Annotated in this window: 13 protein-coding genes; 4 read left to right on the top strand and 9 right to left on the bottom strand. The window is 42.4% G+C overall.

The features are described 5' to 3' along the window. Positions 1 to 24: 24 nt before the first annotated feature. The 6 genes from AR335_RS06495 to AR335_RS06470 all read right to left on the bottom strand — a co-directional run bounded on the left by AR335_RS06495 (position 25) and on the right by AR335_RS06470 (position 5,266). On the bottom strand, positions 25 to 888 hold the full coding sequence (locus tag AR335_RS06495) for a Cof-type HAD-IIB family hydrolase (RefSeq protein ID WP_062233330.1): 864 nt from the start codon (positions 886 to 888) through the stop codon (positions 25 to 27). Between the two features lie 12 nt (positions 889 to 900). After that, positions 901 to 1,656: a DeoR/GlpR family DNA-binding transcription regulator gene (locus AR335_RS06490; RefSeq protein ID WP_062233327.1), complete on the bottom strand. Its 756-nt coding sequence runs from the start codon at positions 1,654 to 1,656 to the stop codon at positions 901 to 903. 205 nt (positions 1,657 to 1,861) lie between these two features. After that, entirely contained in the window at positions 1,862 to 2,407 is a 546-nt protein-coding gene (locus AR335_RS06485) for a flavodoxin family protein (RefSeq protein WP_053357366.1), read from the bottom strand. 81 nt (positions 2,408 to 2,488) lie between these two features. Further along, positions 2,489 to 2,788, bottom strand: coding sequence for a hypothetical protein (locus AR335_RS06480; RefSeq protein WP_053357365.1), 300 nt, complete (start codon positions 2,786 to 2,788; stop codon positions 2,489 to 2,491). Positions 2,789 to 2,936: 148 nt separating this feature from the next. Further along, on the bottom strand, positions 2,937 to 3,353 hold the full coding sequence (locus tag AR335_RS06475) for a MerR family transcriptional regulator (RefSeq protein WP_062233324.1): 417 nt from the start codon (positions 3,351 to 3,353) through the stop codon (positions 2,937 to 2,939). Positions 3,354 to 3,604: 251 nt separating this feature from the next. After that, the gene (locus AR335_RS06470; protein ID WP_082683384.1) at positions 3,605 to 5,266 is read right to left on the bottom strand and encodes a serine hydrolase domain-containing protein; all 1,662 of its coding nucleotides are present in this window, start codon (positions 5,264 to 5,266) and stop codon (positions 3,605 to 3,607) included. Between the two features lie 312 nt (positions 5,267 to 5,578). On the opposite strand from AR335_RS06470, the gene AR335_RS06465 reads away from it, so the two are divergent. Together AR335_RS06465 and AR335_RS06460 are read left to right on the top strand one after the other, a co-directional pair. Further along, the gene (locus AR335_RS06465) at positions 5,579 to 6,001 is read left to right on the top strand and encodes a hypothetical protein (protein WP_062233320.1); all 423 of its coding nucleotides are present in this window, start codon (positions 5,579 to 5,581) and stop codon (positions 5,999 to 6,001) included. Between the two features lie 13 nt (positions 6,002 to 6,014). Next, complete coding sequence (locus AR335_RS06460; protein WP_062233316.1) at positions 6,015 to 7,838, top strand: anti-sigma-I factor RsgI family protein; 1,824 nt, start codon at positions 6,015 to 6,017, stop codon at positions 7,836 to 7,838. A gap of 39 nt (positions 7,839 to 7,877) precedes the next feature. Here AR335_RS06460 and AR335_RS06455 read toward each other — a convergent pair whose 3' ends face one another. After that, positions 7,878 to 8,966 (bottom strand): CotH kinase family protein, encoded by a 1,089-nt coding sequence (locus tag AR335_RS06455; RefSeq protein ID WP_062233313.1) that lies wholly within the window; start codon positions 8,964 to 8,966, stop codon positions 7,878 to 7,880. Between the two features lie 147 nt (positions 8,967 to 9,113). Next, entirely contained in the window at positions 9,114 to 9,497 is a 384-nt protein-coding gene (locus tag AR335_RS23720; protein ID WP_156418877.1) for a hypothetical protein, read from the bottom strand. Positions 9,498 to 9,802: 305 nt separating this feature from the next. Here AR335_RS23720 and AR335_RS06445 point away from each other — a divergent pair, with 305 nt between their 5' ends. Together AR335_RS06445 and AR335_RS06440 are read left to right on the top strand one after the other, a co-directional pair. Continuing rightward, positions 9,803 to 10,636 carry a hypothetical protein gene (locus tag AR335_RS06445; protein WP_062233308.1) on the top strand — a complete coding sequence of 278 codons (834 nt, stop codon included), beginning with the start codon at positions 9,803 to 9,805 and terminating at the stop codon, positions 10,634 to 10,636. 150 nt (positions 10,637 to 10,786) lie between these two features. Continuing rightward, positions 10,787 to 11,566 (top strand): potassium channel family protein, encoded by a 780-nt coding sequence (locus AR335_RS06440; RefSeq protein ID WP_062233305.1) that lies wholly within the window; start codon positions 10,787 to 10,789, stop codon positions 11,564 to 11,566. A gap of 19 nt (positions 11,567 to 11,585) precedes the next feature. Here the strand turns inward: AR335_RS06440 and AR335_RS06435 are convergent, their stop codons facing one another. After that, positions 11,586 to 11,993: a YugN-like family protein gene (locus AR335_RS06435; protein WP_053357357.1), complete on the bottom strand. Its 408-nt coding sequence runs from the start codon at positions 11,991 to 11,993 to the stop codon at positions 11,586 to 11,588. Positions 11,994 to 12,164: the final 171 nt, after the last annotated feature.

Raw genomic sequence — 12,164 nt, 5'->3', positions numbered from 1 at the left:
TACGCCGGCAGGCCTTTTTTGTATTTATACTGCTTGTTTAAGAATAAATTCCCTGATGGCATGAGCTACACCATGCTCATCGTTTTCCAATGTAGTAAAATGGCAGATTTCTTTAATTTCAGGCAGCGCGTTGCCCATTGCAATACTCGTGCCCGCAAACTTCATCATCGGCCAGTCATTCATATTGTCGCCAATGGCCACAGTATCTTGATAAGGTATTCTAAGATGATCAGCCATCCCTTTTAATCCATTTCCCTTGTTGGCATTTTCATGATTGATCTCAAGGTTATGGTCCGCTGAACTCGTAATGGAAAGCCCTTCAAATGCTGAAGCTGATTCACGGATTTCCTCAAGCTTTTCTAAAGAATAAGAAAACGGAAGAATTTTATTGATCACCAGATCTTCTGTCCATATGGATTGGAAGGAAGAAATCGAAATTTGCCCAAATTGTTTCAGATATCCTTGAGCGGCTTTCCACAATTCTTCTGAGTTTATCTCTGGGTTTGCTGACTTTACGATATCAATTTCAACCTGGATTCCATTTTCGCCAAAATCAGGCGTATAGATGCCCTTATTCGTATGAAGATGGTAAAAGACGTTCATGTCCTCCAGTTGGGTAAGGATGTGGTAAGCATGTTCTTTCTGCAGAGGATGGCATTGTACAATTTTCCCTTCATCATAGAGTACAGCTCCGTTCGCCCCGATCACAGGACATTGGATCCCGGCATTCTCGAGCAGATTCAGTACATCTTCCACCCCACGTCCCGTACAGATCGCTACTGTATTCCCCTGAGCTTGAGCCTCTTTTATAGCCATAGCATTTTCTTTGCTGATCGTCCCCTGTTTCATCAATAGTGTTCCATCCAAATCAATTGCGATTAATTTCATGTTTTCCTCCTCTTACAGAATGATCGTTTCTACCCCAAACTGCTCTAATATTGTGGTTAAATGTGAATCCATTTCCTGATCTGTAACTAAAATGTCAATGTCCTCCAACCCGCATACCTTCTGAAAGTAACTGCGATTAAATTTCGTAGAATCAGCCAGTACGATGACTTGATCAGAACGCTTGATCATTTCCTTCAATAAAAAGCCTTCTTCCTCAAAAGGTATGGTCAGCCCGTTAGATGAGATGCCGCAGGCTCCAAGAAAGAGCTTGTTGACTCTGAAGTCCGACAGATGCTGGATCGTTCTTGCTCCATAAATCGACCGGTGTTCATTGTTCAGCAATCCTCCAAGCAGATGGATCGATACCTTTTCTTTACGTGACAGGATTCCAGCAATGTCGATAGAGTTGGTTACGACAACATTCCGCTCTGTTTTCAGGTTCTCAGCCAAAAACTGTACAGTTGTAGATACATCCAGAAGCAGATGATCTCCATCCTGAATCAATCCAGCTGCAAAGCTGCCAATTCGCTTTTTTGCATCAGAATCCTTTTTCAGGCGCTGGTCATAGTTAAACACTTCATGATAAAAGGTCGGAAATTTAGCACCGCCCCTCGTTCGGACGATCTTCCCTTCCTCTTCAAGCTTCACCAAGTCTCTTCTGGCTGTATCACGGGATACGTTATTCATTTTGCAGATGGTTTCCACATCTACCCGGTCATGCTGCTTTATATAGTTAACAATTGCTTCCATCCGTTCATCCTGATACATGCCTTTTTCACCCCTCGCTAAGTAATTATAAGTAAACTTAAGTATTTCCGCAACATTATATGCAGATTTTCATAAAAAATAAGCAAAAGCGGGCAAAAAACCTTACTTTTGCTTAGTTGGGGAAAAAGACTTGAGGGTCTCTTTTAAGCATCAGTATGCGTGGCCCATTATGAAAAAAAATCAACAATATGCTTTAACAAAGCCTTTATTTAAGAGAAGAAAACGTTTCATTCCAACGCTTGGCTTCTGCAATCGCTTGTTCATCTTTTAAAATGTCATGGGGTGCGTTGGCTGTTCCGATAATATATTCCTGAAAAGACATTCCCATAAAATCAAAAATATGCTGAAATTGCTGGATCAGCGGCAATGCCTTAATCTTTGGCTGATCGCCGCCACACGTAACCACATAGGCTTTCTTTTGGCTCATTTTCCTTTTAAATTCAAAACGGCTGTCCCGAAGGCTCTGTGACCAGCGATCTACAAAGTTTTTCATAAGTCCTGACATGCCATACCAATATACCGGGGTGGCAAAGATCAGAATATCATGCTCAAGCACCATATCGATCACCCGGTCATAGTCATCTGCAACCGGCTGAAAACCGCCATCCGCGTGCCTCAAATCATCAATAGGCGTAATCTGCTTTTCTTTTAAAATGATCGGTGTGTATTCTATACCTTCCAGCGCCATTTCCGTCAACTGTTGGGTGTTTCCATCCGCTCTGGAGCTTCCTATGATTGCTGCAATCTTCATTCCAATCCCACCTAAATAAATAGTTTCTTCCTGTATCATACAAGAGAACTAATCTTTCTGCCCAGCAACTGGACTTCCTGATCAGCGGAAATGCTCTTTTTTACGCAATTTCGCTTTGAATGCACACCACGAGTTTCTGGAAGCCGCATAGCTTCCAATGGCAGCATAGCCGTAAAAAAAGCCCATAAAGATTCCAGCGATCAGATGGTGGCGGTGGCTGTACAGGATGGAAAGCAAAAGGCCGATTAAAAGCGCTGTCGTGGGAATGAACGCCCGCGGTACAGGTGTAAACAGTTTAATCAGCTGCGTCAGGATAAGGACAATTGGGACAGCCAATACTCCGTCCCAGAAATTTGTATGAATAACTGGAAATACTTCCATTAAGAGTTCCTCTCTTTTATTAAAGTACCTACAGTATCACCATAGCTGAAAGGATTTAAAAGGCAATTTTAAAAAAGTGAGGTGCCAGGCACCACGATTACACAAGTGTGTAATGGCGGTGCCTGGCACCCCAAGTTGGCACCCCAAGTTAAACATTCAGCAGGCTTTCGACTTTTTGGTTTAAATCTTTCAATTCATCCTGGAAGGACTTCATCTTTTCCATTTTTTCCTGAAGCATATCCCGCTGTTCTATAAGCCCGACTGCAATCTCCTCTAATTCAGACTGCTGAAAGGTCTTGTCCCTTGACGTTTCGTACTGTTCTTTATGTTCCAATATGCGTTCTTTAATGCTTAGAAAATGCTGAACCTCCTGTAAAGAAAACCCTAGCACTTCTTTCGCATCAACTACTCTTTTTATCTGCTGAACATCCTTTTCAGTGTATAAACGGACCTGTCCGTCACTGCGTTCTGGCTGCTGTATGAGCCCAATCTCCTCATAATAGCGGATTGCCCTTTTGGTAATCCCGGTAATCTTTGCAACTTCGTCGATCTTAATCCAGTTCACCCGTATCACTCCCTTAAAAAAGTATACATTTTTCGTTACGTTGACGTCAACGTAACTTGTTGCCTGCTGGACTTCTGAAGTGGGAAGGCGCCGCAGAGCACGAGTAAATAGTTCGAATTTTCAACGGATCAATTCACGCCGATTAAGGCTCAATAAACATCTGTTTCCGCTCAAATTCCTCACCACAAACTGCCAATCCCCCGCAACAACTAAAGAACCGCCAAAAAAGGGCGGTTCTTCTTTTAATTCTATTAATAGTTTCGCTGTGACCATTGGTTTTCTGTAATTTTGCTGTGAATTTCTCTGTCAGAGCTGCTCATAGCTTTTAGATCTTTCACATACCAGCCTCGGCCATTGACAGAAGCATCTGTTTTATAGAGAAAACGGACAAATTTGCTGTTTGATGGAAGAACTGCAGTCTGCTGTTTCCATCCGACGCTTTTGCCTGTATATGTCGTTTCTGACTTCTGCCAAGTAACACCGTCTGCCGATGCTTCAACAATTCCGTTGTCGCTTCCCTTTTCAATCTCATACCAGGTCTGGAAGCTTATGCTTGCTGCCGGTTCGCTTAGTTCATAAACTAGTGGACGGGAAAGGGAGTCACCATAGCCGGCAAACCACGCTTTTTCGTTGCCTTTTAATGGAATTGAAATGGAGTCAGCGGCTGAACGTGCCACTTCCCTGCGGACAAGATTCAACGATGGAGTGTTTCTCGTCGGATGTACCCTGTTAGTCAGGGTCAGCACAATCATTTTGTTTTTCGGGCTGACGACCATTGTTGTTCCAGTAAAACCAGTATGCCCAAGGGTGGTAGCGTCAGAAAGAGCATCCATGTACCAGCCTTGATCCAGTTCCCAGCCTAGTCCATGTGAATCAGCGGGAAACTGCGGAAGCTGATTTTCTTCAAGCAGTTCGACAGTAGATGGCTTTAGGATGGTCTTATGTCCATATTTTCCTTTTTGCAGAATCATATGAGCAAACACAGCCAAGTCATGTGCTGTGGAAAAGACGCCAGCATGGCCAGCAACACCATCAAGTGACCATGCATTTTCATCATGCACCTCACCCCACACAATTCCCCGGTTAATATAAGGTTCATATTCGGTGGCGGCAATCCGCGGTTTTAAATATGCAGGAGGATTGTACATCGTGTCCCTCATTTTCAGCGGGTCTGTGATCACTTCTTTTACGTATTGATCCAATCGTTTCCCTGATAGCTTTTCCACAAGAACGCCCAGGGTGATCATATTCAAATCACTGTATGTATAGGTTGTACCGGGCGCATTCTTTAAAGGATGCGTCAGCGCAATATGGAGACGGTCCTCTCTGTTGCTTCCCATCTTATATAATGGAATGAACGGCTCAAATCCCGAAGTATGAGTAAGAAGCTGCCGGATGGTCACGTTTTCTTTTCCATTTTCCTTGAACTCAGGAATATAATCAGCCACACGGTCATCCAATTTGAATTTCCCTTGTTCATACAGTTTCATAGCGGCTGTGGTCGTGAAAATTTTACTGATGGATGCAAGATCAAAAATTGTATTCCTTGTCATTGAAACCGGATGTTCCATTTCTGTGAATTTATCATCGGTATAGCGGGCGGCATAGCCGTAAGCATCCCATTTAGCAATCGCCCCTTTTCTGGCAACCAATACAACTCCGCCAGGCAGCATCTTCGTTTCCATCGCTTTGTTCATGGTCGCATCGATGATGTTTAACGATTCTGGGTGAAGCCCTGCACTTCTCGGAGTTCCGTTATGGATGACTGGTGAAGAAGGGCCAGGATGGTTCCAGTCATTTTGCTGATGATCGTGCTTTGCACTTTGTTCCTTAGCCATTACAGGCACCCCTGCAGATAGAGCAAGATTGATTCCCAACAGAACTGCTGCTGGCTGTTTCCATCTTCTTAACATTGTAAATCCTCCATTTTCAGAATATTCACTTCTTTAAATAAAGGGTAGCAACGTTATACTAAAAAAGCCATACCGCGAAGGTCCTGATCTATATTTTTCCATTTCCTATTTTCCCATAACTTTCTTGTTTAATAGCCTTTTAATCTACTAATAACATTAGACTTTATTCCCCCTCACAAATCAACAAAGCATGACTATTGTACCTGTTATTTTCATGGTTTCCATACTATAATCTGATAGTTAATATTTTCTAAATATATGTTTATAGACAAGAACAACAAATGTTAAGAATGGAGAAATGGAGGGTGGTTTATGATCAGCTGGCTTAAAAGAAGGATATTCATTTCAAATACATACACATTGCCGGATAATGCCAATCCCATAGCTACCAGATCTTCAGCGGCAGCTTGTCTTGAGCCCAAAACCATTTCACCTGACAAAGAAGTTGAACACTATAAAAGCAGGCTTTTGCAATTTGGGATTGATATATGCCAGATGCCGAAATGGACACCCCAAACCAAGAATAGAAGAAAAGAAGCCTTCATCATCGCCTCATATATAGCTAACGACATCGAACTGCGATCATTTTTTCTTAATAAAAAAAGTCTGCCAACCTCCCAGCTTTTAAAAAATTTTCAAAAGAAGAGCATCACTCGATATGCCCCCTATATTATCGCTACGGCTCTTATTGTGATTGAAGACTATCATTATCTTAAAGGCTATTTGCCAGAATAGGAGGCCCCTTTCGATGACTAAGGGAATTGTGGTAGAAGTAAAACGTCGCCATTTGATCGTTCTGTCAGAGGGCGGAGTATTTCGTAAAGTTAAAATTTCAAATAGGCAATATTCAGTAGGCAGTGATATTTACTTACCAAACGAACTGGAAAAACAACGGACGTTCCGGCTTCCCACAATTAGCTGGAAAACAACGACAGTGTTTATGATGACCTTCGTCTTGTTATTTTTACAATTTTTTCCTTATACAGGACAAGGGGTTTACGCGTATGTAGGAATTGAAATGAATCCGAGCATCGAGCTTGAAATTGATGGTGACATGCTCGTTCAAAATATCACTGCTTATAATTCGGACGGGAGAAAGCTTCTTGCTATTCTTGAAGATTGGCAGAACCAGCCGATAGAAGAGGTTACCGAAAAAATATTCGAGATCTGCAGAGCAAAAGGCTTTATTAAACCAAATCAGGAAGTAATCGTCACGACCACGATCAATAAAGATGTTTCAAAAGAAACACAGCGAAAGATCGAACAAAAAATCAATTCTTTGATGGAAAAAAAAGCGCAGGAAAATAAAATTGACATGACTTCATTAATCATGTCAAACCAAGAACGGAAACGCGCTCAGAAAATTGGTGTTTCACCAGGGAAATATGCGATCTTCATCGCTGCAAAAGAAGCAGGAATCGAGATTACAAAAGCGGATATCAAGCAAAAAAGCATTCAGGAACTGTCAGAAGCGGTAGGCCCGATCAGTGATCTTCTTTCTACAGCACAATCTCGTGAGTATCCCCATGTTGCAGTTTTTGTTCATATTGAAACGATTGAGGGACAAGCGAAAGAGAATGCTGAGACTGTCTATGCGAATTCCATTACCATTGCAGCTGTTCCAAACATAGTAAAAGTTCCAGTACCAGCAACGGCTGAAAGCCTTCCAGCTGCTGCATCTGGTGGAAGTTCAGATCAAAATCAGACACCAGCAGCAATCATCACGCCAGATCCTTCTGCAGGAAGTGTTCCTGCACCAGCTGAGCAGCAAGGAAAGGCACCGGCAGCACCTGAGCCTGCCAAACCATTTGCACCTGCCGTAGAATCTTCCAAACTTACTGTTCCAGTGCCTGCTGCAAACTCTAAGCCGTATGTTATTCCTGCAGCACCTGAAAAAGAGAACAGCAAGTCGGTCACCGAAGATAAAGATCCTTCCCCTGTTACAGTCCCGGCGAGGGAAAAAGAGGGAACCAAAAACACAACACCTCCAGCGGACGTACCAAAGGTGAGAAAAAATGATTCTTCTTTACCAGCGGTACCTAAAGAGACAAAAGCTGAGTTTCCTCCAGCTGCCGGTCTTCCTAAAGAAGAACCTAAACCGGAAGTTCAATGTGATAAAGGCGAAAACAGGGGTACTGACTCAGACAATGACCATCAAGAGTCAGCGCACCAGAATCATGATTCTGAACCTGCCGCAGAACCTGCAAACGCTGTCCAGACTTATGCAGCATCAGGCTTATCCGCTTACAGAGCGTCAGCCCAAGAAGCAGAGCAAAAAGACAATCAAAATGAGCCATCTTCTTCAGCTGAGGAAGTAACTTCTTCACCAGAGGCCGATTCTCATGAAACAGCACCTGCAATAAAGGATACAGATACCGCTGTTCAAAAAGAACCGCCTGCAGCAACGGAAACACCAGCTGCGGAACAAGATAACAGCTTAGCTCCAGCTAATCCACCAGCCGTTCAAGAAGAACCGTCTGCAGATGCTGAAACTTCAGAGCATAGCGATGAAACTCTAAATCAAGAATCAGCTGAAACTGCAGCCCCTCTCGTAACTGAGGCTGCTGCTTAAAAAAATCCTGTCTGAACATTATTGTTCAGCAGGATTTTTTTATTGCAGACGCGTAAGCCGTTTCTTTAAATATTTATTTCTGTTTTTGATAAAGGCTAGAATAAATTCCGGCTCTTCATCAAAAATGGACAAAGACCGGTGTTTATATGGGTCTTTCACGAGATGCGGACGCAAAGACTGGTGTAAAGCAAGGATTTTTTGTTCCAAAGCCCTGCAAGTAAAGGCATCGTCGAGTACCTCTTCCATGATCCTTTTATACTGGCGTTTATAAGGCTTATGAAGCAAGAGCCGTGCTGTCAGTGTGTTATAGCCTTCAATCGGTACATATTTATTTCCCATGACATCACCGTGGATGTCTCTTCCCCACGTTGCATCATAATCCCAAGGCAGGATTTCAAAGCGTTTGCTCTCTCCATTTTTATATAACGCGTAATTATGGATAAAGCCGTCAAAATTTTGTGTACAGACCGCACCTGCAAGCCACCTGAAATATTGATCGATATCCAGGAGGGGTTCAATTCGCGAAGGAAACTCCTTTTCAGATGAATTTAGAATACAATGCATAAGTTCACGGAGGCTGTTGAACGATTTGTTCGGATCAAATTTTATCTCATAACCTGCTGTTACTGATCTCTTTTCTTTTCCAGTCGTCGGATTATACTTCGAAAAGTTTGCGTTTTCAGAGATCGCATAATAAATACTTCCTGCCGGCAATCCCCGTTTCTTTAAGAATTTCTGATCAACTGACTCAAGCTGAAGATAAACTCCTTGATAAAGCCCATTAATATACAATGTAACGTGCTGTGCTTCAGGTGACAGGACCCCGATATCACGAAAAAAATCCAAAGAAAGCTTATTTCTTATGAGAGACGGGTCATTGTATTCTGCATTCAAATGAATCCTTCTTGCCCCAAAAAAGGATTGAGATTTCATAAACAAAAGATCATAGGATTTTTTTGGAAATGAGCGAATATGGGCACCTCTGTACTTAATCAGCATTTCATATGGTTTATCCCCTGCTTTAATGACACCAGCAACAGCCTCGTTTGCCCATTTTCCTTTCTGAATCCATTTTACTCCCTTAAAGGGAACAGAAATGTTGTACTCCGGTATAGCGTTATTATGCATTTCTTCATTCTCCCTATCGTTGATACTTATCTCTATGATGAAGAGAATGCATGCGCTACATTCCAAGGTGAAAATGGGGCTGGTGAATTGTACTAACGCCCAAGCACTAATAAAAAATCAACGTACACTATGTTTGAAAAGAGATTGCTAAGTTATCTTCTTTTCGCCTACCAAAGGTATAGGAGGTTCAAGCATGAGCGTATGGCGTAATGATCCGTCTGAAAGTTCAAGTGGAAGAAGCAGTAAGCGTTCTGGAAAAAAATCCAGCAAAAGGTCTGGAAAACGTTCCGGAAAGCGTCCCGGGAAGCGTTCTGGGAAACGTTCTGGGAAAAGATCAAGCAAGAGATCCAGCAAGAAATCAAGCAAAAGATCAAGCAAAAGATCAAGCAAAAGATCAAGCAGGAGATCCAGCAAGAGATCCAGCAAGAGATCAAGCAAGAGATCAAGCAAGAGATCACACAAGAGATCACACAAGAGATCACACAAGAGATCAAAGAAAAGAAGTTCATCTTCTTCCAAACACTGTTGCAAGCGCAGCTCTTCCAAAAAGCGTTCTTCTCATAAGAAGACCTGCAAACAAAGCTCGTCTTCTTACGTTTTAGATTGCAAAAAAGTGAAGAAAAAAAAGAAACGTTCAAGTTCCTGCCACTAAAAATACTATTATTTTAACGGATAGAGCTTTGAGCTCTATCTTTCTTTTTATCCCGGGAATAGTAGGCAAATGTTTCTTTTTCATAGAAAGAGGCGCTTGTACCAGCGCCGAATGATGCTTGTTTACATATATACATACTATGCAACAACAAAAATGAATCTAAAGTTCTGAAAGGAGAACATGAATGTCTGACTATTATATCCAATCGTTGGTTGGCAGAAGGATAAATGTTAATAAAGGGGGTCCAGAAGCCAAAGCAGGGGAATTGCTTTATAGCGGCTATAACTATGTTGTTGTAGGTACAGATAAGGATGGCGTGGTTTATTATGCGACGAGTCACTTAAAGAGCTTTGGAGAGGTAGTCCAAAGTGACAATGAAACAGGAAAAGGCGATGAAAATGCCCTTCGCACATGGGATTATTTCAAACCTTCCTGCTTTTCAGCCATTATGGATAACATGCTTGGCGAGAACATCCAGATTAACCGAGGCGGTCCTGAATCAAGACAAGGGAAACTTCTTTTAAGCACTTATGATTATATCGTCCTGTCAACTGAAAAAGAAGGGGCTGTATATTATAAGACCGAACATGTAAAAAGCGTGAGTGTCGTTCAACGGAAAGCGGACGGAGAAGGAAATACTGAATCCAGCAATGAAAGCGGTAGAACGACCAGCAGAGCTTCTGGAAAGTCTACTGGAAAAGCAAGCGGCAGAGCTTCTGGAGGAAAGACTGGAAAAGCGAGCGGAAAACAATCTGGCAAGCAATCTGGCAAGCAACGTTGCGAGAGCAGCAGCCAATCCGCTAACACAATCGCTCCAGATCCAGAGTTTTATCAAGAGTATGGATTCAACGATCTTTTTGACCGCTTAAAACTAAGAAAAGTCAAAATCAACCGTGGCGGTCCAGATGCTATTGAAGGTATGCTAACAGAGTATGTCGGCGGCTATGTCGTTGTGTATGGTGAAAAAGAAATTCACCGCATTCTTCCTAAGCATATTAAAAGCCTCAGCTCACTGTAATTTAGCAGCTTACGATAAAGAAAGTCAATTGGGAAATTTCCGATTGGCTTTTTTGTCTTTTATCATTTTTCGGAAACATACTGGGCCAGCTTGGTTTTCCCTTACTTATTCTGGGACATACTTGTACTATCTTGCTCAAGGATGTGCTCCATGAAATTCGAGGATTTCTTTTTTTCATACTTGCGTCTTCCAATGCTGATTCGCTTGTTCAGCATCATCGGCTCACTGATGATTTTGTTTGGTGTTCTCATCCATTTTTTAGAGCCGAAAAATTTCCCTACTGTATTTGAGGGAATCTATTGGTCCGTCATGACAGCGGCAACTGTAGGATTTGGAGATTATGTTCCAAAGTCATTTATAGGCCGGTTTATGGCCATCCTCCTTGTTTTTTTTGGCGGTTCTTTTATCGCCTTTTTCACTGTCCACGCCGCTTCAGCTGTAATTAAAAGGCAAAATAAATTCAAAGAAGGGAAATTAATGTTTAACGGAACCGGACATTTATGTATTGTCGGATGGAATGAGCGGGCTAAGCAGACCATCAGCACCCTTGCCAAAGAACCGACAAGACTCACGATTATTCTTATAGATTCATCGCTGAACGAAAATCCCTTATCGAATCAGGGTGTTCTTTTTATAAAAGGCAGCCCGGCGCAAGACCAAACATGGGAGATGGCCAACATTAAACAGGCAAAAGCTGTCCTTCTGACCGCCGACCAAAACATGAAAGAAGCAGAAGCCGACATGCACACCATTCTTTCCATTATTACGGTCAAAGGACTCAACCCTACTGTACATGTTATGGCTGAAATATTGACGCCTGAGCAGCAGAACAACAGCCTGAGAGCCGGTGCTGATGAATTAATTAATACGACATCTCTTGCCAGTGACTGTATGGCCCAGATCAGTCTTCAATCCATAAGAGAAGGGTAAGGAACATGTCCTTACCCTTCTAATCAGCCAACAATTGAGACTCTGTTTTTTCAATAAGCTTTTTGCCAATCCCAATCCATTTGTCATCGATCGACGCATCAGGGTCCTGGGGTTCTGAAAACTGATTTAAGCTTCCCGACAGATTCCCTACACTGACATTGTCATCGAGGCCAATCTGATATTTATGAGCCAGAAGAAACGGTTCTCCCAAGGTCACCATTGCCCCTTGGTCCCCGATTTCTTTTTCATAAGCGGTAAATGGAACTCTGACAAACGTATATCCGACTTCATCATCCAGTTTATAGTCAAAATATCCGTGATCATAATCCCAGTTGCCTCCAATGGTATACCCGAGTTGTTTGAGCTTGTCCTCCAGTTCATTAAAAGCAAACACTTCATTCTCAAGCTTACTTTGTAATGGAATCATGCTTATCTCCTTTTAGAGTAACGGTTTACCTTTTATCATCTCCAAAAGTATAAAAAATAAAGGGGCTGTCCAAGAAGTCTGTAAGCTGTTGATTTCCGTTCCAGGCTGCTCGCTTTCCGCGGGGCGTGCGGTGAGCCTTACCGGCGTGAACGCCTACTTTTTGGTGCAAGC

Source organism: Fictibacillus sp. FJAT-27399 (assembly GCF_001510655.1).
In the GTDB taxonomy this organism is placed as follows: Bacteria; Bacillota; Bacilli; order Bacillales; family Fictibacillaceae; genus Fictibacillus_C; species Fictibacillus_C marinisediminis.
The sequence above is the reverse complement of the archived record's forward strand: the minus strand, read 5'-3'. Positions and strand labels throughout refer to the sequence as shown.

Excerpts from the sequence above, each read along its gene's own strand:
- AR335_RS06495 (WP_062233330.1), bottom strand. The coding sequence starts at position 888 with ATGAAATTAATCGCAATTGATTTGGATGGAACACTATTGATGAAACAG.
- AR335_RS06490 (WP_062233327.1), bottom strand. The coding sequence starts at position 1,656 with ATGTATCAGGATGAACGGATGGAAGCAATTGTTAACTATATAAAGCAG.
- AR335_RS06485 (WP_053357366.1), bottom strand. The coding sequence starts at position 2,407 with ATGAAGATTGCAGCAATCATAGGAAGCTCCAGAGCGGATGGAAACACC.
- AR335_RS06480 (WP_053357365.1), bottom strand. The coding sequence starts at position 2,788 with ATGGAAGTATTTCCAGTTATTCATACAAATTTCTGGGACGGAGTATTG.
- AR335_RS06470 (WP_082683384.1), bottom strand. The coding sequence starts at position 5,266 with ATGTTAAGAAGATGGAAACAGCCAGCAGCAGTTCTGTTGGGAATCAAT.
- AR335_RS06465 (WP_062233320.1), top strand. The coding sequence starts at position 5,579 with ATGATCAGCTGGCTTAAAAGAAGGATATTCATTTCAAATACATACACA.
- AR335_RS06460 (WP_062233316.1), top strand. The coding sequence starts at position 6,015 with ATGACTAAGGGAATTGTGGTAGAAGTAAAACGTCGCCATTTGATCGTT.
- AR335_RS06455 (WP_062233313.1), bottom strand. The coding sequence starts at position 8,966 with ATGCATAATAACGCTATACCGGAGTACAACATTTCTGTTCCCTTTAAG.
- AR335_RS06445 (WP_062233308.1), top strand. The coding sequence starts at position 9,803 with ATGTCTGACTATTATATCCAATCGTTGGTTGGCAGAAGGATAAATGTT.
- AR335_RS06440 (WP_062233305.1), top strand. The coding sequence starts at position 10,787 with ATGAAATTCGAGGATTTCTTTTTTTCATACTTGCGTCTTCCAATGCTG.
- AR335_RS06435 (WP_053357357.1), bottom strand. The coding sequence starts at position 11,993 with ATGATTCCATTACAAAGTAAGCTTGAGAATGAAGTGTTTGCTTTTAAT.